General features: G+C 36.0%; 23 protein-coding genes, 1 other RNA gene and 1 pseudogene. 7 read left to right on the top strand and 18 right to left on the bottom strand.

Annotated features, from left to right (window positions below):
* Window positions 1-169: 169 nt before the first annotated feature.
* The 3 genes from GMD78_RS12730 (at window position 170) to GMD78_RS12720 (ending at window position 5,244) form a co-directional block, all read left to right on the top strand.
* Entirely contained in the window at window positions 170-1,687 is a 1,518-nt protein-coding gene (locus GMD78_RS12730; RefSeq protein ID WP_155669193.1) for an NADH dehydrogenase subunit 5, read from the top strand.
* 14 nt (window positions 1,688-1,701) lie between these two features.
* Window positions 1,702-4,323, top strand: coding sequence for a DUF2309 domain-containing protein (locus GMD78_RS12725; protein ID WP_155669192.1), 2,622 nt, complete (start codon window positions 1,702-1,704; stop codon window positions 4,321-4,323).
* A 552-nt stretch (window positions 4,324-4,875) separates the two neighbouring features.
* On the top strand, window positions 4,876-5,244 hold the full coding sequence (locus tag GMD78_RS12720) for a Na-translocating system protein MpsC family protein (protein ID WP_155669191.1): 369 nt from the start codon (window positions 4,876-4,878) through the stop codon (window positions 5,242-5,244).
* A 355-nt stretch (window positions 5,245-5,599) separates the two neighbouring features.
* Here the strand turns inward: GMD78_RS12720 and GMD78_RS12715 are convergent, their stop codons facing one another.
* The 6 genes from GMD78_RS12715 to GMD78_RS12690 form a co-directional block, all read right to left on the bottom strand.
* On the bottom strand, window positions 5,600-6,550 hold the full coding sequence (locus GMD78_RS12715) for a coiled-coil domain-containing protein (RefSeq protein ID WP_155669190.1): 951 nt from the start codon (window positions 6,548-6,550) through the stop codon (window positions 5,600-5,602).
* A 142-nt stretch (window positions 6,551-6,692) separates the two neighbouring features.
* Window positions 6,693-7,367: a response regulator transcription factor gene (locus GMD78_RS12710; protein WP_155669189.1), complete on the bottom strand. Its 675-nt coding sequence runs from the start codon at window positions 7,365-7,367 to the stop codon at window positions 6,693-6,695.
* A complete protein-coding gene (locus GMD78_RS12705; RefSeq protein WP_155669188.1) occupies window positions 7,360-8,748 on the bottom strand; it encodes a sensor histidine kinase in 1,389 nt (462 codons plus the stop codon). The genes GMD78_RS12710 and GMD78_RS12705 overlap by 8 nt, the downstream gene beginning before the upstream one ends.
* Window positions 8,749-8,765: 17 nt before the next feature.
* Window positions 8,766-9,491, bottom strand: a complete 726-nt coding sequence (locus tag GMD78_RS12700) for a cytochrome c biogenesis CcdA family protein (RefSeq protein ID WP_155669187.1) — start codon at window positions 9,489-9,491, stop codon at window positions 8,766-8,768.
* A 21-nt stretch (window positions 9,492-9,512) separates the two neighbouring features.
* Window positions 9,513-10,505 carry a F510_1955 family glycosylhydrolase gene (locus tag GMD78_RS12695; RefSeq protein ID WP_246187653.1) on the bottom strand — a complete coding sequence of 331 codons (993 nt, stop codon included), beginning with the start codon at window positions 10,503-10,505 and terminating at the stop codon, window positions 9,513-9,515.
* A gap of 76 nt (window positions 10,506-10,581) precedes the next feature.
* Entirely contained in the window at window positions 10,582-10,797 is a 216-nt protein-coding gene (locus GMD78_RS12690) for an SHOCT domain-containing protein (RefSeq protein WP_155669186.1), read from the bottom strand.
* 162 nt (window positions 10,798-10,959) lie between these two features.
* Here GMD78_RS12690 and GMD78_RS12685 point away from each other — a divergent pair.
* The 3 genes and pseudogenes from GMD78_RS12685 to GMD78_RS12675 form a co-directional block, all read left to right on the top strand.
* Window positions 10,960-11,295, top strand: a pseudogene (locus GMD78_RS12685) (YdhK family protein); the annotation flags it as partial.
* Between the two features lie 132 nt (window positions 11,296-11,427).
* Entirely contained in the window at window positions 11,428-12,486 is a 1,059-nt protein-coding gene (locus GMD78_RS12680) for a M42 family metallopeptidase (protein ID WP_155669184.1), read from the top strand.
* A 115-nt stretch (window positions 12,487-12,601) separates the two neighbouring features.
* Window positions 12,602-13,612 (top strand): TIGR00341 family protein, encoded by a 1,011-nt coding sequence (locus GMD78_RS12675; RefSeq protein WP_155669183.1) that lies wholly within the window; start codon window positions 12,602-12,604, stop codon window positions 13,610-13,612.
* A 137-nt stretch (window positions 13,613-13,749) separates the two neighbouring features.
* On the opposite strand, the gene GMD78_RS12670 is transcribed toward GMD78_RS12675, so the two are convergent.
* From GMD78_RS12670 to GMD78_RS12650, 5 genes are all read right to left on the bottom strand, one after another.
* Window positions 13,750-15,000, bottom strand: coding sequence for a YeeE/YedE family protein (locus GMD78_RS12670; protein WP_155669182.1), 1,251 nt, complete (start codon window positions 14,998-15,000; stop codon window positions 13,750-13,752).
* Window positions 15,001-15,198: 198 nt separating this feature from the next.
* Window positions 15,199-16,107 carry a nucleoside hydrolase gene (locus tag GMD78_RS12665; RefSeq protein ID WP_155669181.1) on the bottom strand — a complete coding sequence of 303 codons (909 nt, stop codon included), beginning with the start codon at window positions 16,105-16,107 and terminating at the stop codon, window positions 15,199-15,201.
* A gap of 226 nt (window positions 16,108-16,333) precedes the next feature.
* A complete protein-coding gene (locus GMD78_RS12660; RefSeq protein ID WP_155669180.1) occupies window positions 16,334-17,566 on the bottom strand; it encodes an ATP-binding protein in 1,233 nt (410 codons plus the stop codon).
* Window positions 17,567-18,442 (bottom strand): tetratricopeptide repeat protein, encoded by an 876-nt coding sequence (locus GMD78_RS12655; protein ID WP_155669179.1) that lies wholly within the window; start codon window positions 18,440-18,442, stop codon window positions 17,567-17,569.
* Window positions 18,443-18,487: 45 nt separating this feature from the next.
* Window positions 18,488-18,940 (bottom strand): hypothetical protein, encoded by a 453-nt coding sequence (locus GMD78_RS12650; protein WP_155669178.1) that lies wholly within the window; start codon window positions 18,938-18,940, stop codon window positions 18,488-18,490.
* Between the two features lie 516 nt (window positions 18,941-19,456).
* On the opposite strand from GMD78_RS12650, the gene GMD78_RS12645 reads away from it, so the two are divergent.
* Window positions 19,457-20,398 carry a glycine betaine ABC transporter substrate-binding protein gene (locus tag GMD78_RS12645; RefSeq protein ID WP_155669177.1) on the top strand — a complete coding sequence of 314 codons (942 nt, stop codon included), beginning with the start codon at window positions 19,457-19,459 and terminating at the stop codon, window positions 20,396-20,398.
* 302 nt (window positions 20,399-20,700) lie between these two features.
* Here GMD78_RS12645 and ssrA read toward each other — a convergent pair.
* From ssrA to zupT, 7 genes are all read right to left on the bottom strand, one after another.
* Window positions 20,701-21,064, bottom strand: a transfer-messenger RNA (tmRNA) gene (ssrA, locus tag GMD78_RS12640).
* 202 nt (window positions 21,065-21,266) lie between these two features.
* The gene (locus tag GMD78_RS21875; RefSeq protein WP_343042298.1) at window positions 21,267-22,031 is read right to left on the bottom strand and encodes an alkaline phosphatase; all 765 of its coding nucleotides are present in this window, start codon (window positions 22,029-22,031) and stop codon (window positions 21,267-21,269) included.
* A gap of 123 nt (window positions 22,032-22,154) precedes the next feature.
* Window positions 22,155-22,652 (bottom strand): alkaline phosphatase, encoded by a 498-nt coding sequence (locus GMD78_RS21870; RefSeq protein WP_343042294.1) that lies wholly within the window; start codon window positions 22,650-22,652, stop codon window positions 22,155-22,157.
* Window positions 22,653-22,820: 168 nt separating this feature from the next.
* The gene (locus GMD78_RS12630) at window positions 22,821-24,485 is read right to left on the bottom strand and encodes a M20/M25/M40 family metallo-hydrolase (protein ID WP_246187652.1); all 1,665 of its coding nucleotides are present in this window, start codon (window positions 24,483-24,485) and stop codon (window positions 22,821-22,823) included.
* Window positions 24,486-24,560: 75 nt separating this feature from the next.
* On the bottom strand, window positions 24,561-25,028 hold the full coding sequence (gene smpB, locus GMD78_RS12625) for an SsrA-binding protein SmpB (RefSeq protein ID WP_155669176.1): 468 nt from the start codon (window positions 25,026-25,028) through the stop codon (window positions 24,561-24,563).
* Between the two features lie 34 nt (window positions 25,029-25,062).
* Complete coding sequence (locus GMD78_RS12620; protein WP_155669175.1) at window positions 25,063-25,389, bottom strand: hypothetical protein; 327 nt, start codon at window positions 25,387-25,389, stop codon at window positions 25,063-25,065.
* A gap of 11 nt (window positions 25,390-25,400) precedes the next feature.
* Window positions 25,401-26,204, bottom strand: a complete 804-nt coding sequence (gene zupT / locus GMD78_RS12615; RefSeq protein WP_155669174.1) for a zinc transporter ZupT — start codon at window positions 26,202-26,204, stop codon at window positions 25,401-25,403.
* Between the last annotated feature and the right edge of the window lie 26 nt (window positions 26,205-26,230).

Below are 26,230 nucleotides of genomic sequence, written 5' to 3'. Positions count from 1 at the left end.
GCTCTTCAAAAAATTTGTTGAAATTAGTTGAAGTGAAACCGACAATTTTCAAGATTCAATGGTTTTAAACCAACATTGAATTTTTGAAATTGTCGGTTTTTTTATTAATAAATGACTTTTAACCAATAATAGAAGTAAATAAAAATTGTTTAAAGAGGGAGAAGTTGAAATGTTAGTTTCACTGTATTTGTCATCATTGTTAACATTATTTTTTGTTATGCTTATAGCTTCTGGACTAAGTGGACTATTGTTTTTACATCCACGAATACCCTTAAGTTTTGTTCGCATTCATTTAGTTATCGTAGCATTACCACCTTTGGTTTCCTTAGTGGCTCTTGCTAATAGTAGTGTAAATGGCGGTGTTGGTCCTTGGTACTTGGATTCCTTAGCCTGGTTAATGGCTTTCTTTATTCTTGCGATTGGTTTAATCATTCAGCGTTTTTCTGTACGTTATTTAATGGGTGATCGTTCCTATCGAAAATATTTTACACTTTTCACATTCACTACAGGTGCTGCTTCAATTGCATGGTTAAGTGCTGATCTCCGCTTCATGATCATATCTTGGGGGGCAACTCTCATCGGTTTAACCTTCCTTATAAGGTTAAACAGTACATGGAAAGTAGCTACTGAAGCAGCTAAGGTCTCTAGTCGATTATTCATATTAAGTTGGGTTTCTTTATTAATTGCAATGATTTGGCTATTTCAAGTCACAGGTCAATGGCAAATATCATCAGCTCTAACAACTGAAAGTTTAGCCCATCTTGGTTCATGGGAGAGAACAGGGATCAATCTATTGATTATATTAGCAGTGATAATACCTGCAGCTCAGTGGCCATTCCAACGGTGGTTAATTGAGTCTATTGTTGCTCCGACTCCTGTTTCTGCGATTATGCACGCAGGTTTAGTAAATGCAGGTGGAATTATGCTTACTCGATTTTCACCTCTTTTTAATGGTGATATTGCTTCGATTATATTACTTATTCTAGCAAGTATTTCTGTATTGATTGGATCAGGAATTAGTTTAGTCCAGGTTGACTATAAACGTCAGTTAGTAGGATCCACGATTGGACAAATGGGGTTTATGCTTATTCAGTGTGCATTAGGTGCGTATATTGCAGCAATTATTCATCTTATTTTACATGGTTTGTTCAAAGCTACGCTGTTTTTACAGGCTGGTTCGGCAGTACGGCGATTCGAAGTATCGAATCGCGTTAATGAAAGATCATCCTATTTATGGATCATTGCTGGTCGGATTTTAGGCTTAGTTGCAGGGGGGGCTTTTTGGCTCATCGCTCCTGGAGAGGGATATCAATTGATTAGTGCGTTAATCTTAGGGTGGTCATTGTCCGTTTCTTGGACACAACTTGTAGCTTTTGGAGAGGGGAGAATTGGTCGAATTACTGGATTATCATTTCTAGGAGGAGCTGCCCTCATTTATTTTATCATACATAACATCTTCTATGAGTGGTTGCATACATCCGTTTTTCAGAGTGTTCAACCTCCAATGTCAGTTGTCATCATTGTCGTATGTCTCTTAATATTTGGTAGTGCGATAGGTACGTGGGGTGTTCGTAATCGTTCTTCTGTTTCCTTCGCAGTACTCTATCTTTGGTTAGTACAATTAGGTGAAGCGAAACCAAAGTCAGTAGAGAGCCATCCAAACTATCTTAAACAATATTTATCATAAGGAGGTAATCAGTGATGGGCGAAACATCTGTACTAACCAAGGAAAATGTAAAAAATAAAGATACAAATATTGATTCTGAAGAAAGTGATATTAACATTTTAATTAAATCTGCTAGTAAAGTCATTGCACCACTTTGGCCTATTTCTACATTTGCAGCACGTAATCCGTGGATGGGACTTGAAAAGCAATCTTTTGACCAAGTTGCAGATTGGTTAAAAAATACTCGTGATGTTGATATATACCCTAGTGCTTCTATAATCCTATCGGCAAAGAGTAAAGGTGAGATTAATGAAGCTTTTGTAAAAAAGGGTCTACAGCGTTGGCTTGATTCACATCCCTTTAATATCCCACGGGACATGGCTGAGCGATTTTGTTATGCTGCACTAAAATTAGAACCAATACCTTCTAACTTTATATCATCACTTAAACTGGAGGAATTAACAGATGAGTTTAGTGGACTAAATACGGATCATATCGAGAATTCTTTCAACCAACCAATTAGTTTACATATAGAGAATCATGATGGTGAAAAATTAATCAATATTCTCGATCATCATGTCATCAAATGGTGTAAATTATTTCTTGATGACTCACAGGCAGCTTGGACAATTCCAAATCGTGAGGAAGGTTTCTATCGTGCTTGGCGACGTCTCATTCAATATGATCCGGCACTTAGTAAAAAGCAGCGTGAAAGTTTAAAAGCTTGGCCACAAGAGGCTCATTTGGCTTTACAAGAAGCATTATCCGCACTGGGAATCCCAAAATCAGAAATACAGAATTACCTTGAAGGTCATTTACTTTCCTTACCTGGGTGGGCAGGAATGATGCTTTGGCGTTCTCAACAATCGAGCCATAAGCATGCACTTCTAACAGAATATTTAGCAGTTCGAATTTCCATGGAATGGGCGCTTATAAAGCCTTACTTACCTTTGAATCAACGATCTAAGAAAAAAGTTTCAATTACTCCCCTTTTAGCATCTTGGATCCATTGGGGGGGCCTTACAAATGAGGAATGGTCACAGATGTCAGCTACTGAGCAAAATGAATATTTATCATTTGCCTACAGATTTGATGATAAGCTTCGCAGGAAACTTTGGTTAGAAGCTTGGGAACAAACACACACAGACCGATTAAGTCAAAAGATTATTTCTAAACAATGTGAGACCAACGATAAAAGATCTACATTAGCTCAATTCGCCTTTTGCATAGATGTACGATCAGAACCATTTCGTCGTCAACTTGAAAAAGAAGGTCCAATTGAAACGATTGGAATTGCAGGTTTCTTTGGCTTACCGATTGCAATTAATGAACTTGGGAGTAATCATAGTCATTCTTCCTTACCAGTTATACAAAAGCCTCAGCACAAAATAAAAGAATCTGCAGAAGAAAATGAATTCAAATCATATCAACAACGTAAACAGGCAGTTAATTCTTTAAGCTTTACATTCAAAGTGATGAAACAGAATGTACTTTCAAGCTTACTTTTACCTGAGCTAAGTGGACCGTGGCTTAGTCTACAAATGTTAGCACGTAGTTTTGTACCGAGAGGAGCAGATCGTTTTATTCGTAACCTTCGTGAGACTTGGTTACGCAAACCTAATACAACACTTTCGCTTAATCAAGTTCATAATACAGAAGCGAAATTACCTATTGGTTTTTCTGATGAAGACAAGGTGAATTATGTGCGCCAAGTTCTTAAAATGATGGGGTTAACAACTAATTTTTCGCCATTAGTCGTAATTTGCGGACATGGTAGTAAAAGTCACAACAATCCCTATGCTTCCGCTCTCGACTGTGGTGCCTGCGGTGGAGCAGCAGGTGGATTCAACGCTAGGGTTTTAGCTACTTTATGCAACCTTCCTGAGGTAAGAGAAGAGCTTTCTTCTGAAGGAATTAAAATCCCTGTGGACACCGTTTTCATTGCAGCTGAGCATAAGACTACAGTGGATGAATTACACTGGATTTATATTCCCGAGCTTTCCGAAGCTGCACAAGAAGCATTTGATTGTATCGAAACTATTATGCCAAAGGTTAGCCATAAAGCAAATGCGGAACGGTTGGCCCAATTACCAAATTTCCAAAATAAATTTAAAGATCCGATTGCTGAGGCACACCGATTTGCGGAAGATTGGAGTGAGATCCGCCCAGAATGGGGGTTAGCTCGTAATGCCGCTTTTATTATCGGTAAACGTGAACTAACTCAGGATTGTGACTTGGAAGGTAGAGCCTTCCTTCATAATTATGATTGGAAACAGGATAAAAGTGGTGATCTCCTAGCTAACATTATTGCAGGGCCAGGAACGGTTGCCCAATGGATTAATCTTCAATATTATGCTTCAACGGTGGCACCTCACTATTATGGTAGTGGAAATAAAGCAACTCAAACCGTTACAGCAGGTCTCGGTGTTATGCAAGGGAATGCAAGTGACTTGTTAGCCGGACTACCTTGGCAATCCGTCATGCAATCAGATCACGAGGCTTATCATTCTCCTCTTCGTTTGCTGATTGTCATCCAAGCACCCAGCGAATATGTGAAACGGTTATTAAATAATGATTTAGTATTCCGAGAAAAAGTTCAAAATGGATGGGTTCGGCTTGCTAGTGTTGACCCTGAAGGACGTTGGGAAAACTGGTAAATGCTAAATTGACATCCTCCCCCACTTAAAATCTTAACGGATTTTTGAGGAAGGGGATTCCAATAGACCGAAAGACTATTGGGTGGTTACCGTTACCTCGGCTCAGTCCCGTAATTGGCTTGAACGAATTACTGGTAGAGCGTCAACAGCTAGGTGTACAGCGCAGTCAGGCGCCAAAAGAAAACACTAGGTTTCCTGCAACGACTGTTTAGTCGTAGTTTATTGTTCCGTATTAACGGTAATTCGATTACCGTGTGGCTCAGCCACCTACGATGAATGCATAGAATTTTACCTGATGAACGAATTTTTAGTCATCAGAACTCCATATTCTATCTACTTTTCAAGGAACATGTCATAAGTTGGTTATAGCAGATAGAACATTCGTTTGCATTGAGATTTTGATTTAGTATTTAAAAAAACAGGCGATTCATCTCCCACCTAAACGTTGCCTCGTTTTGATGAAGGAGTCTTGTCGCCAAAGTATGATAAAATCGTATTAAAGAATTTAAAAAAATCAAATAGATCATTTTTTGTTTAGGAGATGTATAAAATATGAAAATATCGAAAGGTTCTTTTGAATCAGAGATAAGTAAATCAATTACCCAATGGGAAAAAGATTACCTTGGGCGTGGGTCTGTTTCTGTAAAGACAGACATATTACGAGATATGATAATTGTTAATTTAAAAGGTATTTTAACACCAGCTGAATATAAAGTTTGTGAAACAAAAGAGGGAATGTTAACGATAAAAAAAACTCGTTCGGAGTTAGTTGAATCAGGTATAAAAGACCTTAAGGATATTATAATAACTATAACTGGAGAAAAAGTGAAAAGTTTTCATACTGATATAAGCTCTCGTACAGGTGAACGTGTGATGATATTTAAATTGTTTAATGATCTTGAGAAAAATCTTTTAATGTAAAGAAATAATGGGATATCACCTTACGAATGGGCATATTTTAGTAATCATAATGTCCTGCGATAACAATTCGAGCAATGTTAGGGACTGAAATATACTGGTTGCTCTAATGACTAAAATACAAATAAACTGACTTTTTCAGCAGGATAAAGATTATTATAGCAAACGCATAAATAACGTTATAGGAAAAAAGCGGAAAGTGTTTATCAACCTTTGTTTCTTTTTTTTGGGATTGTTATTGCACAGTACAAGAAGATAGAGATAGTTTCACTTAGACTTAGCCTTCCTTATCTACCTAATAAAGATATCTATAGAATTGAAAACGTGCATCGCTTTAGAACGGTGCACGTTTCCTCGACTACAATGATTCTATAAGGCTATCTCTATCCTGTTTATTTTGATTTAATTCTAGTTCTGTTTTACTTAACTGAGATTCAAGATTAGATACAATTTGATTTACGGTTGTTAGGTGTTCCCTTGTTTGTTGCAAGGAATCATTGATTCTACCTTGAACCATCCAATCCACAATTAATCCATCGAAGAAAAAGTCAGCAAACTTTAATAGTCCCGACATATCAATCTGCATATGGGCAACTTCATTAACATCAAGGAGTTCCTTTTGAAATTTGCGCATTCGAGATTGTGCGATATGAATATGGTTCGTTGCAGTATCAATGTGGCTATGTTTCACTGCACTAGAGATCATTCCTCCACCAACCATATCCCATGTTCCCCAGCCTTTAGCACTCTGAAGAGAATCTAATGCATGGTTCAGTGCTTTTTTTACTGTATTTCCTGCTGCAATAGCTTCCTTTAGTTCAGTTACGTGTGATTGAAGGTTCGCTTGCTGGTCATCTAATTGATACAGCTTTTCTGAATAGACTGAGTTGGTATCCTTAATAAGCTCTTCTTTTTGTACTAATAAATTTTTATATTCATTTTCACTATTATTTACCCTTTCTAATTGGTACCTTACATCATTTATACTGTTTGTTATTTCATTCTTGGTTTTTTTAGCTTCTTCTAATTTCAACTGAACAGCTGCAACTTCTTGTTCTTCCTTATCAAGTTTTTCATACTTATTGCCAACAATTGTCGAAACTAAGTTAGTGATACTAATACCTTCTAGTTTTTTCACATCTTTTTGTTCTTTTTCCAGTTGATGAGACAAATTTTGTATTGCGCTCTCTATTTCATGTAACTCACTCTCATAATCTGCTAATTGTCGTTCAAACTTTTGCTTTTTTCGTATATCTCCTTTGGTCTTAACAAGTTGCTCATTTATAGATACAATAATAAATACCCCCAAATAGTCATTTACTTAGTAATACGTATGGAAGAGTAACAGGTTTCATAGAATTTCTATTACTCCTCCCCCCTACATAAAAACTGAATAGTTCGCGTTTTTGCTACCAAAAGGACAGAACCTCTTTATAGAAGTTCTGTCCTAATTAGTTTGAACTAACCCACTTATACCCTACTCCCCAAACTGTTTGTAAATAGTCATCAATCGGAAAACCTGCATGGCGTATTTTATCTCTAATATTACGAACATGTGAATCTACAGTTCTACCACCTGTGTCAGAAGAATATCCCCAAATTAAATCAATTAACTGCTCTCTTTCAAATACTTGACTTGGATTTTTCATAAAAAGTCCAATCATAGAAAACTCTTTAGGAGTTAGTTTAATTGGTGTTTTATTATATGATAGTTCAAATCGAGATTCATCCCATACCAAACCATTTACTTCCATAATATTTGACTGAATCCTTCGTCTTAATAATGCTTCCATCCGTGCTAATAATTCTTCCTCATTTATTGGTTTAGTAAGATAATCATCTGCCCCTAATTTTAACCCTTTAACAATATCTTCTTTTTGGTCTCGAGCAGTGATCATAATAATCGGCACATCAGATATCTTACGGATTTCCTGACAAAGCTCCCATCCACTCAACTCTGGCATCATGATATCTAACAACACGATATCAAAGGATTTATTCTCCAGAAAAGATAAAGCCTCCATTGCCCCGAGTGCTTTTTTACAAATATAATTATATGGTTTCAGATATAAAGCTAACAAGTCTACCATTCGTTTTTCATCATCAACAATTAGTACCTTATTCATTTACATGTTCACTTCCTAACGATATTGTAATCGTAGTTCCTTTACCTAGTTCACTATGAACTTCGATCTCTCCACCATGAGACTCCACAATTTCTTTAGCAATGGCTAAACCGAATCCTTTTCCGCCACTTGCCCTTGATCTTGATTTTTCAACTCGATATAATCGTTCGAAAATATGTGGAAGGTCTTTCTCTGGAATTCCTTCCCCACTATCACTGATTACGATGTTTAGTTTACTTTTTGTTTCTGTTACTTCAAGTATTATTTGACTACCTACTTCTGAGTGCTTACGTGCATTATCTATTATATTTAATAACACCTGTTGAAAGCGTTCTGGATCAACAAATGCAATAATCTCCTTTGAACAGCTTACCGATAGCATTATATCTTTTTCAAGTAACGCTGGCCTAATTAAATTGGATATAGATTTGATTAAATCACACAACCTAACATTCTCTCGTTGAATTACAAAATTATTCTGATCCATTTTAGCCAATTCTAATAAATTTTTAATCAGAACATTTAACTGTTCTGTTTCTTCTCGAATAATAGATATATATTCATCTCTTTCATTTTCTTTAATACCTTTTCTATCTAAAATATCTGCATATCCTTTGATGTAAGTCAATGGCGTTCTTAATTCATGTGAAATACTTGCTAGGAACTCATTCCGTTCGTTTTTTAATCGATCTAAGTCTTGGGATAATTTTGTAATGGAATGTGCTAATTCACCTAGTTCATCTTTTCTATTCGTATAAAGTTCTATTCTATTATGGCCCTTACCTAGTTGCTCCGTAGCTTCCTTAATACGAATCAATGGTAAGGTAATATAACGAGAAAGAATGAAAATAGTAACTATTGTTAATAGAATGGTTGCGATACTAACTACTAGAAATTGAGCGTTTAATTGATCAATAATTTTGGCTACATGAATCGTATCAGCAAACATAAAAACATGACCTTTATGTACTCCATCAACAATAACCGGGGTGTTAGCTGCAATATACTTTTGGTCCATCCAACGATCTTCAATAATTTTACTTTCCATAGATAGGTCATTAAAACTTGTTTTTCCAATGATATCTAACATATCGTCATCGATTGGATCTGAGTTAACTAGAATATCTCCCGTCTCATCTGTAATGATAACCGCATAATCCGATACCGATTCCATGATCCCTACATGTTCCATTGTCGTACTTTCAAAATCATCTACAAGTACCTCCGTATGCGTTTCCCCACGTACTAACAGATTTTCCATTACCTCTTCAATCCGATCATTGACTAGACCCGAATATAAAATGAAAAATAAAAATGACTCAATGACTAAAATAAAGATAAAAAACAAACATCCGATTTTCAATGATAGTTTATTATACATAGTAAACCTCAACTTTTTCACCAATAGATTAGTGTATCAAAGATCCCAATGAACAATAACAATACACCTGCGACTTTTTGTACAACAGCCCCAACCCTCCTGCTTTTTTTGAGCACAGCGCCACTCACACCTAAATACCACATTAGAAAGATTACCAATAATAATGGAAAAGAAGTACCTATTCCAAACACCGAAGGAAGAATAACTCCATAAGAGGTAGTCAATACGACAGGCATTAAGGTAAGTATAAACAACACAAACATCGTTGGACAAAAAGCTAGCGTAAAACTAACTCCCAAAAGGAAACTCCCAATATAGCTATCTCTTAACTTATTAGGTATTTTAATGACACCTAGTGATTTGTTCAATCGAAATAACCCGATCATAAACAACCCAATCACAATCAATAATGGCCCAATTGCTTTTCGAAGTATCGGAAACAACTGTACTAAGGAACGATGAACCTCTTGCCCCACCGCCCAGATAATATTACCTAGTATGGTAAAGACTACAATTTTTCCTAGGATGAACAAAAAAACATGGCGCAAAGGTACTTTGTCTACTAATAATTTATTCCCATAAATCGTAATGGCACTAACGTTACTTGTAAGCTGACAAGGTGCTACAGCTCCCACTAGTCCAAGAAAAAATGCAAAAATAATGGGAAAATGTTTAAATCCATATGCCAACTCATGGAGTGGTCCGCTAAGCATACTACTTAGTTGGTTAAACAAATCAAACATAGCTTTTCAACTCACACTCCTCTAATTTATGCTTCCATCAACCAATATTTGTTTCCAAGATTCAGCACCATCAGTAGTTAGAAATGCTTGTCCTTTTGTTGTATAGAAAGCTATTTCTTGGTTGTTCTGAGGATGTTGAGAAATGTATATCGGAACATCTTCTTGTAAATCTGGCAAATTCATTGATTTACCTTTATCATCATCTAATTTATATTGAATCAGCTCAGGTATTGAATGATAGCTAGCATAGTAAAGATTATCTTCATTAAAAAATACAGCAGTTCCCTGTGCAGCTTCTGTTAATTGTTCAAAATGCTTACCACCATCACGCGATAAAAATATACCCATTGTTGTTGCAGCAGCAATGATATTGGAATCTGTTGGATGAATGGCTAAAGCAAAAATATCTCCCGTTAAATTTAATGCTTGAACAGCTTCCCAGGATTTTCCTTCATCTGTGCTTTTATAGAAACCAACGTCTAATTCAGAGTTTTTCATTGGATTCATAACAATGATATCATGGCTAAAATACCCAACACCCATCGCATGAAAATCTGTTTCCCCTTCAAATGCTAAGCTTTCAAGTGTCTCTCCTCCATTAAAGCTTCGTTGAAGACCGATTGGATTTGGTAAATCAGAATCTGCACCTGGATGTCCAGATGTATAAAATCCTTTATCGACAGCATTAAAACCCATATAGTCATTAAAATTCTTTGAGGTTTCATACCAATTACCATCACGGTAGATCTTTAACCCCGTATGTGTGGCAAAATATAATCCACCATTGTCTCCAGCATACCCTAAACCATGGACATGATCTATCATACCAGCATAAGGAACTTCAAAGTTTCCATCATTTTCAGTACTACTTTCAGTTTTAGTGCTATCTTCCATACTCTCATTTGTCGTCGTATCATTTTTTAAACCTTCACTTTTATTATTTTCATTCTCATTATTACAACCTACAAGTACCAATCCTATCGTAATGACCAATATAACGATCTTTCGTTTCATATAATCTTCTCCTTCATGCACTAATCACATTCTGTTATTCATCTCATTATACACAATAATAATTTATATTTTCCCTCTACTTTTTAATGATTTTTAACAATTCTTCATATTTTTCTTTATCTATATCTCCTCTTGCTAGTCGTTCTTTTAATAAATCTTCTTTCGTTTGTTTCGTTTGTCCACCATTAACAAAATTAGCAACTAAATAAAAGCCTATAACAATTAACAATATCCAAAATACTAGCATTCCAACCATCGGCCATGTAGATCCAAAACCGAATATTTCGTGCATAAAAAATCACCAGCCTTCTTTATTATTATTATAATAAGGGAAAATTATCGAGAAACTATGCAGTTAGCAAAATTAGGAATATGTCGAGCAATATAACATGTATTTGTAATCTACTTTGCACATATTTTGCATATTTAGAGGGTAGTGTAGGAATACAACTTTATGCAAGGAATGGAAGGGGCTGAAGCAACCATCGTTGGAGCGTTTGATACAACCGTCTATACCATATCCTATACCCCAACAAATGGTGGAGAAAGAGTCGAAAATCATAAGTGGGTCATTCATGAGGAGCTAGTAGATGCAGATAAGGAACCTTTAGAGCCTGGGACAGAGGTTACTGTTGATGCAGACCACATGGAGGGTATAGAAGGTGCAACCGCAACCATTGATTCTGCCGAAGAAACAACTGTATATATGGTTGATTTCGTCCCCACTACTGGCGGAGAAGAAGTAACAAACCATAAACGGGTTATAGAAAGTGAACTATCAGCTGAATAATACTCAACTTATTATAAAGTAGCTGTTTGATAGTCATCTATTAAACAGCTTTCTCTAATATGAGCTAACCAAATGTTATTCTAACCTGTTTATAGTATGATTGAATACAAACATTCAATCGGAGGGAATAGGATGCAACATATGTTAAAAGAATTATCTGCTATTCACGGTCCTTGTGGATTTGAAGAGGATGTTGCCATATACATAGCAAATCGACTAAAAAACTCAGCGGATTCCGTTGATACAGATGGCATTGGAAATTTAATCGTTCGAAAAAAGGGACACCAAGAAGGACCTAAGATTGTTATTGCAGCTCATATGGATGAAGTAGGTTTTGTTGTAAAAAAAATTGAAGAAAATGGATTACTTCGATTTGAAAAACTTGGTGGTCATGATGATCGCATCTTATTATCACAACGTATTCAAATTAAGTCTAAAAATGGATTTCACTCTGGTGTAATCGGTACAATATCCGCTCACATGAAGAAGTACGATGACCCCAATAAAATTCGTGCATACCAAAAATTATATATAGATGTTGGTGCGAGTTCTAAAAAAGAAGTAGCTGACCTAGGAATTGAAGTCGGCGACTCTATTACATGGTACCCACAATTTGATAACCTAACCGAAGCTCGTATTGTCGGTAAGGCATTCGATGACAGAGCAGGCTGCGCTGTCCTAATAAAAGCACTTGAAGAATTGAATACCAAGGATTTTGCAGGAGAAGTTGTTGGAATCTTTACTGTACAAGAAGAAGTTGGATTACGAGGTGCAAGAGTAATCAGTCACCAAGAAAACACAGATGTTGCAATTGCCTTAGACACAACTGCAGTTAGTGATACCCCTGAAGAAATGATGGACCAGACACTGGCATTAGGTGATGGTACCGGTATAAAAGTGATGGATGCAAGTTTAATTTCAAATAAAAAAGTGAGAGAACACCTAGTTAAAATTGCCAAAACACAAAACATCCCACATCAGTTAGAAGTGTTTCCTGGCATTGGTACAGATGCTGGAGAGTTAAGCTTAGCTCAACAAGGGATCCCAACTGGAGTATTATCTATACCTTCTAGATATGCACATTCATCAATCGAAGTAATAGATAAAAATGATCTTAACGCAACAAAGGAATTATTGATCGCTTTTATAAAAGAAATGAAAATATCAAAAGATTATCGATTTAAAATATGATGGTTAGAAGCATAGGCTTTCAAATAGCTTATGCTTTTTTCTATAGAAATTTTTACAAACGCTAATTACTGGGAAAGCTATAGGAAACAATGTGTATTTGTCGGAGATGATATCCATGGATTTACAACTTATTGAAGCATATGTACCAGATAAATATTTTGAAAAAGTTGATAACTCTTTACAAGATTATCCCCATCTATCCTATTGGGTATCTAATGAATCCAAAGAACGAATGCTAATTCGTGTCCTGGTAGAAACAAAAAATACAGAAGAAATTTTGGACTATCTAGAGAATGTAACAAATCTTATAGAGGGATTTGAAGTTCTACTCTTCCCTGTTCAAACTTATATAAACAGAACAACAGAAGAAGAAAAAGAGCAGAGAAAGAAAGAAAATGAGGAAGATGCAACAAAACTGCAGCGTGCTAGTCGACAGGAATTACTAGGAACGATACAGAAGTCGAGTCATATTACACTTAGTTATACATTACTTATTATATTATCAGCAGTGGTTGTTACAGTTGGGTTTGTTCAAAATAGCCAAGCAGTTATTATCGGTGCAATGGTTATTGCTCCTATGCTGGGTCCAACTATCTCTATTGCCTTTTCATCTATTTTAGGTGATTTTAAGCTGTTGCGTAGTTCTTCCGTTACATTATTTTACGCCATTATCATTGTCGTAGGGATATCCATCAGTTTCACGCTCTTTTTTCCAGTTCCAATGGAAAGTAGTGAATTTTCCTCTAGAACAAATGTTAATATATCGGATATTGTTCTAGGTTTAGCCTCTGGAACTGCTGGGGCATTATCGATCCTCAACCGATTACCTGGATCACTTGTAGGTGTAATGGTTGCTGTTGCCCTATTACCACCTACCGTTGTATTAGGGATGACCGTTGGTTCTGCTATGTGGCAAGAAGCTTATGGAGCTATGCTTTTGTTAATGGGAAATATTACATCTGTTATCTTAGCTGCCATTGTTGTTTTTTCATTAAGTGGAATCCGACCTGTAAAATGGGATCAAGTAGACAAAGCAAAAACATCACTTAAATTATCCATCCTCTTTGTTAGTTTAATTATTATAATGTTAATCATTGCGATTATTTTTAGTCAGGAGCTGATTTAGAATTAGAAAAATTGGCTAGTTACAAGCTTTTATAGTAAAACATTTAGTTGAACTTATGGCATGAGAAAGCATGTTCATTCTTATTAGTCATGAAAAATCACCATGCGAATTATTCACATGGTGATTTTTTATCTATTTTAGCAGAATGAATCTTTAGGTTTGGGAACGGACAATCCAAATAGTGGTCTTAAATATAGCGCTACAAACGTACCTGCTAATGCTAGAATCCCCCAAACATACCCATGAAGACTAAATGATGCAATTCCACCAAAGTATGCACCGATATTACATCCGAATGCAAGACGAGCACCATATCCCATCAATAAGCCACCGATTACAGAAGCAGTAGCATTTTTACCAGTAACTTTACTAAACTTGAATAAACCTCCTGCTGCGGATGCTAGAAAAGCGCCTAGAATCACACCGAGATTTAATACAGTTGTTGAATCGGCAAAAATAGAGGATTCTAGAACAGCTGCATTTGCACCTTGCCAGTATCCCCAGCTTGCTACATCCACACCAAAGAATTGCGCTACTTTAGACCCCCATAATGCAAAGGCAGAAGTAACTCCCCAAGGCTGGCCACGAGTCATTAGCGTTAAAGCATTAAGAGCAGCTAAAGCAATAGCAGCAGCAAATAATGGCCAAGATCCTCGGAAAATTCGCTTCCAACCGGTTGTCGATGGTAATGGGGCCATTTTTGGTCCATTATTCTTTCTTTCCACTACTAACGTGATCCAAGCAATAAGTCCAAATAACAGAATGGATAGAAACCAAGCACCACCATAGCCTAATCCAGTACTTGTAGCTAATGAGATAGGTTCAAATGCCGGTAATTCCTCCGTCCAAAACGGTAAATGATATGCTCCTATTGTTGATCCAACAATAAAAAATAACAGCGTAATAAACATGACGGATCGTCCGCCACCGACGGCATAAAGAGTACCTGACGCACAACCGCCACCTAATTGCATTCCAATTCCAAACATAAATGCGCCAACGATCAGGCTAATTCCTACTGGAGAAACATATCCTGAAGCCCCTGTGCCGAAAAATGAAAAACCAAATGCTAATATTGGAGCAAATAACGTAACAGCTACTGCCAACATTAACATATGAGATCGCAATGCTTGCCCGTTTCCAACTGACATAAGTCTACGAAATGCAGAAGTGAAACCAAAACGTGCGTGAAATAATGTGTAACCTAATAACAATCCAATAACTAGTAATAAAGGTTGAATCATTTTTTGTGTAACCATTAGATAGGTCATTAATATTGCCCCAGCAATTAAACCACCAATAATTAATGACATTTGTGGATTATTTAATTTCGGTGCAGAGTTATTTACTTGATTTGTTAGTTGTTGTACTTTTCTTGTTGCCTCCATTTAAAAATCACTCTTTTCCGATTAATTTACTCAGAATTACGTTTATTATATTAATAGGTTTTTAGCTATGTGTCAAATTGGTGTTAAGTGACGACAACATTTTTGGCAAGAAAAATAGAGAAGCTTATTATTTGTTAGATGCTTCTCTAAAAATATAAATTGTTATCCGTAGATGTTATTCCTCTTAGTACACATAACTTATTCTGGTAACATTACCTTACTGAATTCTTCTAGGAAAGCTTCGTAATGTAGATTTACCGCGATTCTAGTTTCACCAGTATTACTTGTTGGCCGAAAATCGATATAAGACATTCCCTTTACTTCAATATCCTCTACAACTTTTGCATCATAATAAATATAATCAACGATGGTAGGATTTTTAACTAGCATAATTGTAAGTAGGTCATGAATAGGAGCACCAGGAATACCAGGTACAGATTCCTTATAAAATTCGTAGTAAAATTCGAAGACTGGAGCTATCATAGACGCATAAATGTTTCTCTCGTTTTCAGATATAGCTTCCGCAACTTCAGGGGTGAGAATAGCGAATTGAGTAACATTTAATGGAGTAATCGTTAAGTTATGTGCAAACTTAAGAACAAAGTTAGAAGATGTCGGATCACCGAAGAAATTTGCTTCTGCCATTGCAGTTACATTACCTGGCACAAAAAATGCTCCTCCCATTACATAAAATGAATGTACCATTTTTATTTGCTCAGGGAATAGAATAAAAGCGGTAGCTAATGTTGTTGAACGACCTGTGTCTACAATGATAAGTTCATTTCTATACCTTTCTATAATGAGTCGAATAGTATCAAAAGGATAAATCTGATATTGTAAATCACTTGGAGGCTGTATTGGACCAATACCTTCCCCATGAATTTCTGGATAAAATGATACCTCTTCCTGTTGAACCGGCTTCGATGCTCCGGGTATGATTGGAATGTCGTATTTTCCTGCTAATTGCAGTAAATAAGCAGCATTGGCTGTTGCCTGGTCAATGGTCACATTTCCATAACCAGTAACTATACCAACAAGTTCAAGTTCTGGATCCAGCATGGTGTACATAATTGCTAAGGAATCATCAATTCCGGGATCACAAAACAATAGAATTTTTTTAGTAATAGGAATCCCCTCCTTCCTATTTTATATGTTTATTCTTGGTAACTATGAATTATATCTTGAGAAAGGAGGGTTACTTATGTAAAGCTTGTAAAACATGCTTATAAACTGCGACAAATACGATATAATATTTAATTATGAGTGCTGAGATCTAGTTCCATTATAAACAATGATTAATAAATTTTTGTACTGAAACTGAACCCAAGAAATTTTATAACAAGACTTTATTAATATACTTGGCTACCTCTTTATATAAACCAGTTTGATTGGAGTACTTTATATAATTCTTAATTGTTTGTAGCCACTCTAATGTAGAAGGTATTGTTTCTTCTATTGCATACAGCAAATCTTCCATACCAATTAATCGCTCTTGATTTGTTTCCATTATCTCCGTTAACACGTTCTCCGTTGCGAGCTCGATAACATTTTCAATGTCTGCACCGGAATAGTATTCTGTCTTTGTAGCAAGAATCTCTAAGGATATATCAGAACTTAATGGCTTCTCTTTAAGCTTTAGTTGAAAAATGGTTTGCCGTGCCTCCATATCGGGAGGTGGAACAAAAACAAGCTTGTCAAACCGGCCAGGACGTTTAAAAGCAGAATCAACATCCCATGGCATATTTGTAGCCCCAATAATAAGTAGATTATCTGTGCCAGTATCAATACTCTCCATCTCAGTTAACATGGAATCAATGAGTGGTCTCATGATATCGGAATTGGCTTTCGATCGACTATATCCAAGTGTATCCACTTCATCGAAGAAAAGGACGGATGGACGATTTGCTCTGGCAGTTTTAAAAACATCATGTAAATTCCGCTCACTTTGTCCGAAGAATGGATCTAGAATATCTGAAATATGAACAGGAAAAAAGTTTGCTCCAATTTCTCCTGCTGTAGCTTTTGCAATGAATGTCTTTCCACAGCCTGGTGGTCCAAATAATAAAATACCACCACCCGTTTTTTTACGAAACTTTGTGAAAAGACCCGGATCCATAAAAGGCTTAATGATCTTCATATTAATTGTCTTCTTTAAGGAGTCCAAACCACCCACGTCTTGAAATGTTACAGTTTTCGGCTGATATTGTTTAAGAGAAGAAATATTGTCCGTTTTCTTTCCATGTATAACAGTTAACTCCACAGTCTTTTCAACCTCATCAGGATTCGGTTGATCATCATCTTCTACATGTCTCACGCTAGCCAGATTATAAGCATTCTCTTCATCGGTATTGCGACTCTGCCCTTCTAATGAAGAAAATACTTTGCTGAGATAAGCAATAACATTTTGTTCCATAGTATAGTCGTTTTCGGCTAAAGCCATAGAAAATGCATATAATGCTTCACGAAGATTTTCTTGTTGAAGAAGCTCTTCCCCTAGCATATACCATGCTTGAATGTTTGATTTATCTTTTTCAACCATTGATTGAAGTAATTCGATTCTATCCATCTATATCTTTCCTTTTACAAAAAGTCTGTATAGTAAGGGCGCCAACCATGTGTATCCTGCTGTAATTAAATACAATGCTAAGATTACGATAGCAATACTATTTATATCTGCCCATGTCAATACAAGTACCAAGATAATAAATCCTATATAAAATACTGCAGGACCACCAATTTTATCAATTAACCGATTAGGTAAAAATAACATATGATTTGTACGATTGATTTCCTCAAGAACTTCAAGCACATGTTTATTTGTCGGATCAAGCAAGTAAAGTTGTCGAAGATATTCTTCAGCTGTCTTTGTATCTTCCTTTACTAAGTGGTAGACAGCAATATTAATTAACTTTTCTTGTTCGTTTCTTGCAATCTCCATCGTTCGTTGAAGATATTGTGCCTGATTGCTTCCATCATTTTTTGCCAAATAAAATCGATACACATAATCATTGACAGCACTGTCATCAGGATCTATCCTAATCGCCTCATCTAACAGTTTGATCGCCTTCTCATCATGACCTGTTAACAACATGAGATATCCATAGGCAGCATTTACATTAGCTTGATTAGGGTTTATTTCCAGGGAGCGCAAATAGGCATCTTCAGCTTCAGCATACATCTTTTGTTCCTGATAAGTTAATCCAATAAAAAAGAAAGCATACTCTGGATTGTACCCATTTCGTAAGGCTTCTTGAACCAATTCTCTCGCTTCTGTATATTGCTCCCTAGATAAGTAAACTACTCCCATTAGATAAAGAGTTTCAGGATCTTGTGGATCTGATAGTAACAAGTTCTCTATAATGGGACGTGCATCTTCATAACGATCCATCGAAAAATAATGTTCAATCATCTTTCTATCATTAGCATATTGTTCCTCGCACACCCTTCATCACCTCAAAACGAAAATCATAAGAAATTCTAATTAAATCTACATGGAAACAGCAACAACTAATACGAATTCCACCACAATTCCAACAACAATCCATATTAGCGCAGGTTTTAACAGTGCTTCCATTTTTCCACAAACAACCATATGTTGGTGAAACGCTTTATTGAGAACAAGCTTAAAAGCTATGAAAAGTAGAACACTCCCAACTCTATAACTAATATTTAGTGTTGTATTATCTAAATCAAGACTTCCACTTGTTATCATCGCAACAAAAACGAGTTTCGTCACCAATAAAGCTGCTCCAAAAATAATCAACATATAGATAAGTTTTTTAGAAATGTTTAGCCATTTCGCATTTTTTGCTCCTAGAACTACCATTGGGATCACTCCGCCAAAAAAGGCTACTAAAAATAGGTTATCTATATTAAATGATTTTGTACCCATCGTATTGGGTACTACTGATTTTTCGTAAATACTTTCTGTATTGTCCATTATTTCATCCCTTCTAGTTTGTTTACATCGTAATTTTTGAAATTGCCTAAAAGTATATTAGAGCGATATTACATATATCGGCTCATGTTACTTTTTATTTAGAGTTTTTACATAACTTACTTTTTCCACGAATTTTTATAATTACAATCATATTAACGGCAAAAGTAAAAGGCATGAATTCAATAAAATATCGAACCATGCCCAACAATCCACTTTATGAAATTCTTTGTTTCATACGCATTTGGAGTTACTCACTAACGAAAGCACCTAAACAATTGGTTCCATACATACTTATAAGGGTATTGTCTTCGATACTAAATTGGAGTAAATTAAAGCAATTAAATGGAATACCATTTAAATCATTTATAGAAATTAAACTGTCATCTTAAATATACAAAATTAACTTTTTTTACTGTTTGAACTTTACGTATTAAAAGCTGTACCATTTAATTTATGATTGTTTTATAACTGGGCTAACAGAAACAAAAAAGTAGTAAAAGAGGAGAGTAGTAAAATATGTTTCAATTTAATTGGAAAAGATTAGGGATAGTTGCGGGTTTATCTTTATCTCTTGTAGCAGCTGGCTGTGGACAAGATGACACAGATAATACTTCTAACAATGCGGAAAATGGTGGAGATAATCAGACAGAGGCATCCACAAATGTTGGTGAAGAAATAGATTACACCATCACAGGTATTGAACCTGGCGCCGGAATTACTCAAGCGACAGATGATACGTTAAGTGAGTATGAAAACCTTGCAGGCTGGGAACAAGAAATTTCTTCTACAGCTGCTATGCTAACTGAATTAGAAAATGCAATTAATAATGAAGAACCTATCATCGTTGCTGGATGGTCACCGCATTATAAATTTGCTAAATTTGATTTAAAATATTTAGAAGATCCAAAAGGTGTTTATGGCGATGTGGAATACATTGGAACAATAGTAAGAAAAGATTTAAAAGAGGAAATGCCTGAAGCCTACACGATACTTGATAGATTCCAATGGGAAGCAGATGATATGGAATCTGTTATGCTTGATGCTCAAAACATGGATTTTGAAGAAGCTGCCCAACAGTGGGTAGATGAAAATCAAGAGACCGTTGCAAAATGGACAGAAGGTGTAGATCCAGTAGATGGTACTTCCATAGAATTAGTATTAACACCTTGGGACACAGAACGTTCTTCGGCAAATGTTGCTAAAATTGTACTAGAACAACAAGGGTTCAATGTTACGCTTACCCCAGTAGACCCAGCTGTTATGTTTAAAGCAATTGCTACCGGTGATGGTGACGCTTCTCTTGCTCCATGGCTACCTGCGACGCACGGTGCTTTCTTCGAAGAGTTTGAAGGTGAATTCGACGACCTAGGAGAAAACTTGATAGGTGCCAAGATAGGATTAGTTGTACCAACCTATATGGACATTAATTCCATTGAAGATTTGGAACCTGCAAAATAAAGAGTAAACTAAAATCCTCCCTTTAGAAGGGGAGGATTTTTTTATCTAAAGCCAATTGTTATTTACCAACTTTTAAAGTCGGAACCAACCATTACTCCGCTCTACAGGTTCTTTTGAGATACCTATTTAATCCACTAATTTCACCAAGGATTTATGAATCGATTTACCAACAAACTAACTTTTAATTAAGCATAGAATTTCCAAAATAAAATAAAAAAACAATAAATTAAAGCATAAGCTTTCCAACCGGAAAACTTATGCTTTTCTTCACAACAAACAAAAAAACCACCAATATTATGTATTGGTGGAGACGGTGGGAATCGAACCCACGTCCAGAGATATCGTCACTCAGGCTTCTACACGTGTAGTTGGTATATTATCATTCGCTAACTTTTCAGCCTACCAACAGGCTTTCAAGTAGCTAGTCTGATTAGATTCCCAAATCATCCTCAGACGGCGGATGACAGGATAGCCCACTATAAGTTGAGACCCTACAATCTGCCACATGGGCGATAGCAGGTAGGATCCTTTAGACAGTGCTTACGCAGCTGCTAAAGAGTAATTGTTTTCTTTGCCAGTTATATTTAGGCGAGTAACGTTTTACGAGTCGTAACCTCGACGCGCAACCTGAGCTCGATCTACCCCTGTCGAATCCGTAACGCCCCCATAAATGAGAAACGCTTGGGATATATATCGAGCACATACATATAAAATTTTCAATGTCTTAGTCCCAAGACAATTACAAGTATAACATATAGCATATAAAAATCAAGAACACTTCAATGGAATGTTATGCCAGCTAAAATTAAGTCTTCCAATGGAAAAAAGGAGCTTGTATGAAAACAAGCCCCTTAAATCTATTATACTATTAATATGTGAATTTAAGTTTCATTGTATCAGCAATTAGTTTAGGTAAATCTGTATTATCATGAAAACCAACAAACTTATGTGATTGTGGTCCATATGCATAGACTGGAATATCAGCTCCAGTATGGTTATAACTTGTCCAGCCGATACTTGCACGATCACTTATTACTTTATTTATAGCAAGCGATGCATTTTGTTCTCGTTTAATTATTTTTTCTTCTTCACTTGTCAATTCTATACTAGAATAATTATAGACCACTTCAGAAATATTAGATCGTTCTTCGTTTAACAAAGAAGCCATATAGTCACCAGTAGCAGTTACATTCTGAAGTACTTGTGCATTTAAATCCATTTGGCCATTAGAACCCGTTGTCATTCCACCAGTATCATGATCTCCTGCTACCACAACAAGCGTTTTCCCATCTTCCTCTGCAAAATTGATTGCAACTTCTACAGCTTTTTCAAAAGCTTCGACATCTGTCATCGCCCATGCTGCATCATTATCATGTCCAGCCCAATCAATTTGACTTCCCTCAACAACTAGGAAAAATCCATCCTTGTCCTCTTCCAGTACGTCAATAGCCCTTTCCGTCATTTCAGCAAGGCTAGGTTCTTCTGTTTCCCCTCGATGTAGTTCTGGTGCTAGTGCCTCGTTTGCAAATAGACCTAGTAATTTTTCACCATTTTTAATATCTATATATAGATTCTGTAGCAGCTCATCACGAGTTTCTACAAATTCATAACCTTGTTCTTCTGCTTGTTGAATTGAATTAAATTAATTTTATCCTGATTTCCACCTTCTGATTTCGGTAAGAAGTTATTTTTTCCACCACCAAGGATAACATCTACTTCGCTTGAAAGAATTTGCTTAGCAATTTCTACTTCATTATTACGACTTTCTACATGCGATATTACGACTTTCTACATGCGATGCAAAAGAAGCTGGAGTTGCATGCGTAATAGTAGAGGTAGCAACTAAACCGGATGCTTTTCCAACTTCTTGGGAGGCTTCTAATATTGTTTTTAATTCTTTGCCTTCTGTATCAAGACCAATCACGCCATTATTCGTTTTTTCACCTGTTGCCATTGCAGTGCCTGCTGCGGCAGAATCAGTCACATCTGAATTAGCCGAATTTGTAGTAAACATGCCCTTTAAATGCTCATCCCAAATGGCATCTTCTCCTTTAAACACACGATAATTCGATGCGTAATCTGCACTAAATCCATCTGGGATCATATAAATTACATTTTCTACTTTTTTGTTGCCATGACCTACACCATTATCTTTTCCAAGCGAATCTGGCTTTTCCGCACCTGCCTGACTAATACTCAATCCTGAAAAAACAAGACCTACACTAAGAGCAACTACACCAATCTTCTTAAACATTTTATCCTCTCCTTTAATTTTGAATCTACTAATACAATAAATAATAGATATTAAAGGAGATTAAACTAGCAGTAAATCGTTTGTGTATTTTTTTCATACGAATTAACTATTACTTTTTTATTAGTTTTTTGATGCGATTATTTTATGGTTCGTGAAATAAGGAAGCCATCATCCTTTATTTAATATAGTTAGGATCACTTTATTCGTTAGGTTTGGAACTATTTCTAAAGAATATGTCATCTCCATTCGTTCTAATTTCTTATGTGCATCCATACCATATGGTCCAATATTAATTACTGGAACATTTATATCTCGTATATCTTGATAGTTTACAAAAAACTTTGAACCCCAGCTTGGATTATTATCTGCAACTGGTGCAAGATCTTTATCATCATCACTCAATGCCATAAAACTCATATCAGAAATATAAGGATAGAAATTTTTCACTACAATAGGGTACTCATAGCTTGGTTGGATATCCTCTACTGCTTTTTCCAATGCTTCGATTAATACGTTCTCATTTTCATTTTTCCCTGTTATCTCAATTCGAGGAGAATATAAGGATGAATTAAATACGATAATGGTAGGGTTTTTATCCTCCATCCATTTCCAAGCTTCTTCCACTACTCGAGCAGCATACATTCTAATATCTAATGTTTCATCATTTAATAAATCATATTTAAATTCTTGCATATGGTTTGTGTAGGTATTACCATGTGTTAGTTTTAACATTTGATCCATTTCTTCATACGTTATCACACGTGGTTTCCAAGATACAGGTTGAAATTTTTGTCCACTTACTTCACAAAATCGTTGATAACGTTCTTCATAGATTTTTATGGCATTTTGAAAGGCAATATCTGCTTGTTTAGTTACAATTTCTAATACATCTTTTGGCGTCCAAGAATGGAGAAAGAAATTATAATAGGCAAATGCAGACAATGCGGTTTGAACATCGTATGCTGGTTTTAAATCAATTTGTTTTAATGACACAGGTGGTACCGTTACTTCTCCATGCGCTTCATTGCAAAGTTCCGGATTATAACTCAATTGTCTGGTTAGCTCTGCGATTACAAAGTTAGGATCAAGTCCTTCAAAAGCAGCACCTACATGAGTTTCCGCACCAGTAACGAAAAAGGATGGAAGCAATTTTCCTACCGTTCCTTTATAGACGTAACGATTTTTATCACCTTCATATCTTGGTGCTACAAAATCTGCATTTATCGCTGCCACATACTCAAATTGATGCTCTTTTTTCCACTTTTTCAATGTCTTAAGTGCAGATAAAATTCCATTCGAACTGTCTTCCTCATCACATTCCGCTACGAGAACAAGGTTACCTTCTAATTCTTCTGGATGCTCCGAATAGTATTTTAAGAGAAATAAATGACTAGAGAGCCCACTTTTCATATCAAGTGCTCCCCTTCCAAATAACCAATCACCAGAATCCAATTGTTCCCTCGCTGTATTTGGAATTTCTTCGTTCTTTAAAATGTCCATCCACTCATCTGGAGAAAATGCATATTCATATAATTGGTTAAAATCACCTACTCCAACTGTATCTGTGTGCCCCATTAAAATTACTGTGCGATTACTCGATTTCTTTGTTCCTTTTACAAAAGCCAACACATTATAGCGTTCATGGTAATCATCTATTGTTTGTTCAAGGACTAAATTTTTTTGATTCTCCGCAAAATATGGATAAGAAGCTAGTAACGTATATAGCGAGTGAGCTATAACCATTTCACCTTCTGTATTAACAATACTATTAATTCCAACTAATTGTTTCGTTAACGAAAGAACTTCCTCTCTGCTATTTAGCAAGTCAGCCATTTGACATACCTCCTTATATAAAATCCATCAGTAAAAAGATGCTTATCTCTACTGATGGATTACTTCGATTAGTATTTACCTCATTTGATCTTTTATAGCGCGATCAATATCTCGTTTCATTTGTTTTTTCTTTAGATCTTCACGTTTGTCGAATTTCTTTTTACCTTTTCCTAAGCCAATTAATACTTTAGCATACCCATTTTTTATATATATTTTTAATGGCACAAGTGCATAGCCTTGTTGTTGTGTTAATCCGATTAGTTTATCAATCTCTTTTCGGTGTAAAAGTAATTTTCGTGATCTGGTTGGATCATGGTTAAAGCGATTACCCTGTTCATACTCCGAAATATGTAGATTAACTAGCTGTACTTCCCCACGTCGATCGATTCGAGCATGTGAATCCTTGAGATTAACACGGCCAGCACGAAGCGATTTTATTTCCGTTCCTTTTAAAACAATTCCCGCTTCATATGTATCTTCTATAAAATAATCATGAGACGCTTTCTTATTTTGCGCAATGACTTTACCTTGACCTTTTGGCATACAACTTCCTCCTACTACTTCCGTGACCTTCATTTTACCAAATATTCGAGTTTAATCCAATCAGTATGGCAGATGTTTTCGCCTGATGGCCTGTGTTTTCATCTGAAGACAGATATTTCTGCTTGAAAGCCGATTTTCTTCTCTGATGACCGATACTTCTGCTTGAGAGCCGATATTCTTCCCTGAAGGCAGATACTTCTGCTTGAGAACCGATATTCTTCTCTGAACGCCAATACTTCTGCTTGAGAGCCGATATTCTTCTCTGAACGCCGATATCCCCACCTGAAAGCCTACACCGTTCCCCAAAACCGATTCCTATAATAAAATAAAAGCTGTAGCCCAAACCTAAGCTACAGCCCAACCAACATCTCATTACATTAATAGCAGCAAACTTACCGCCATAACTGCCATTCCACTGATCAATCCATAGATTGACAAATGTGCCTCATCATACTTTTTAGCAGCAGGAAGTAGTTCATCTAATGAAATAAATACCATGATTCCAGCTACAGCTGCGAATATAACACCAAACATTAAGTCATTTAGGAATGGCATTAAAATTAAAAATGCCACGATAGCACCTACCGGCTCTGCTAATCCTGATAAAAAGGATAATTTAAAAGCTTTTTTCTTACTTCCAGTTGCATAGTATATAGGAACAGATACTGCAATACCTTCAGGGATATTATGAATAGCTATTGCAATCGCGATGGCGAATCCAACAGTTGGGTCTTGAAGTGTGGAAACAAAGGTTGCAATCCCTTCTGGAAAATTATGAATCCCAATAGCAAGTGCTGTAAAAACACCCATTTTTAATAAATCAGGATCTTTTGTTCCATTCTTTTTCATATCCTCTACCTTTTTTGGTTCGTGTGGATTTGAACTTTTTGGAACGAAACGGTCAATTAACGCAATTAATAGCATACCAGCGAAAAATGAGATAACCGTTAGCCAATTTCCACCTGGTTCTCCTAATTCACTAACTAATGAATCCTGTGCTTTAAAGAAAATTTCGACCATAGAAACATAAATCATAACTCCTGCTGAAAATCCTAATGAGAATGATAAAAATCTTGTATTTGTTGTTTTAGCAAAAAATGCCAACAAACTTCCGATACCAGTTGCTAAACCGGCAAACAGAGTGAACAAAAATGCTAAAATTATTTCTTGTGACATTTTTTTTACTCCTTTTGTTGTACTTG

The sequence above is a fragment of the Ornithinibacillus caprae genome (genome assembly GCF_009728145.1).
GTDB lineage: Bacteria > Bacillota > Bacilli > Bacillales > Amphibacillaceae > Ornithinibacillus > Ornithinibacillus caprae.
The sequence above is the reverse complement of the archived record's forward strand: the minus strand, read 5'-3'. Positions and strand labels throughout refer to the sequence as shown.

What these genes read in the sequence shown, in the direction of transcription:
- GMD78_RS21870 (WP_343042294.1), bottom strand. Translation starts at nt 22,652, where the DNA reads ATGTTTAAGAAGATTGGTGTAGTTGCTCTTAGTGTAGGTCTTGTTTTT.
- GMD78_RS12705 (WP_155669188.1), bottom strand. Translation starts at nt 8,748, where the DNA reads ATGTATAATAAACTATCATTGAAAATCGGATGTTTGTTTTTTATCTTT.
- GMD78_RS12670 (WP_155669182.1), bottom strand. Translation starts at nt 15,000, where the DNA reads ATGGAGGCAACAAGAAAAGTACAACAACTAACAAATCAAGTAAATAAC.
- GMD78_RS12695 (WP_246187653.1), bottom strand. Translation starts at nt 10,505, where the DNA reads ATGAAACGAAAGATCGTTATATTGGTCATTACGATAGGATTGGTACTT.
- GMD78_RS12690 (WP_155669186.1), bottom strand. Translation starts at nt 10,797, where the DNA reads ATGCACGAAATATTCGGTTTTGGATCTACATGGCCGATGGTTGGAATG.
- GMD78_RS12680 (WP_155669184.1), top strand. Translation starts at nt 11,428, where the DNA reads ATGCAACATATGTTAAAAGAATTATCTGCTATTCACGGTCCTTGTGGA.
- GMD78_RS12725 (WP_155669192.1), top strand. Translation starts at nt 1,702, where the DNA reads ATGGGCGAAACATCTGTACTAACCAAGGAAAATGTAAAAAATAAAGAT.
- zupT (WP_155669174.1), bottom strand. Translation starts at nt 26,204, where the DNA reads ATGTCACAAGAAATAATTTTAGCATTTTTGTTCACTCTGTTTGCCGGT.
- GMD78_RS12710 (WP_155669189.1), bottom strand. Translation starts at nt 7,367, where the DNA reads ATGAATAAGGTACTAATTGTTGATGATGAAAAACGAATGGTAGACTTG.
- GMD78_RS12720 (WP_155669191.1), top strand. Translation starts at nt 4,876, where the DNA reads ATGAAAATATCGAAAGGTTCTTTTGAATCAGAGATAAGTAAATCAATT.
- GMD78_RS12645 (WP_155669177.1), top strand. Translation starts at nt 19,457, where the DNA reads ATGTTTCAATTTAATTGGAAAAGATTAGGGATAGTTGCGGGTTTATCT.
- GMD78_RS12675 (WP_155669183.1), top strand. Translation starts at nt 12,602, where the DNA reads ATGGATTTACAACTTATTGAAGCATATGTACCAGATAAATATTTTGAA.
- smpB (WP_155669176.1), bottom strand. Translation starts at nt 25,028, where the DNA reads ATGCCAAAAGGTCAAGGTAAAGTCATTGCGCAAAATAAGAAAGCGTCT.
- GMD78_RS12630 (WP_246187652.1), bottom strand. Translation starts at nt 24,485, where the DNA reads ATGGCTGACTTGCTAAATAGCAGAGAGGAAGTTCTTTCGTTAACGAAA.
- GMD78_RS12650 (WP_155669178.1), bottom strand. Translation starts at nt 18,940, where the DNA reads ATGGACAATACAGAAAGTATTTACGAAAAATCAGTAGTACCCAATACG.
- GMD78_RS12660 (WP_155669180.1), bottom strand. Translation starts at nt 17,566, where the DNA reads ATGGATAGAATCGAATTACTTCAATCAATGGTTGAAAAAGATAAATCA.
- GMD78_RS12700 (WP_155669187.1), bottom strand. Translation starts at nt 9,491, where the DNA reads ATGTTTGATTTGTTTAACCAACTAAGTAGTATGCTTAGCGGACCACTC.
- GMD78_RS12730 (WP_155669193.1), top strand. Translation starts at nt 170, where the DNA reads ATGTTAGTTTCACTGTATTTGTCATCATTGTTAACATTATTTTTTGTT.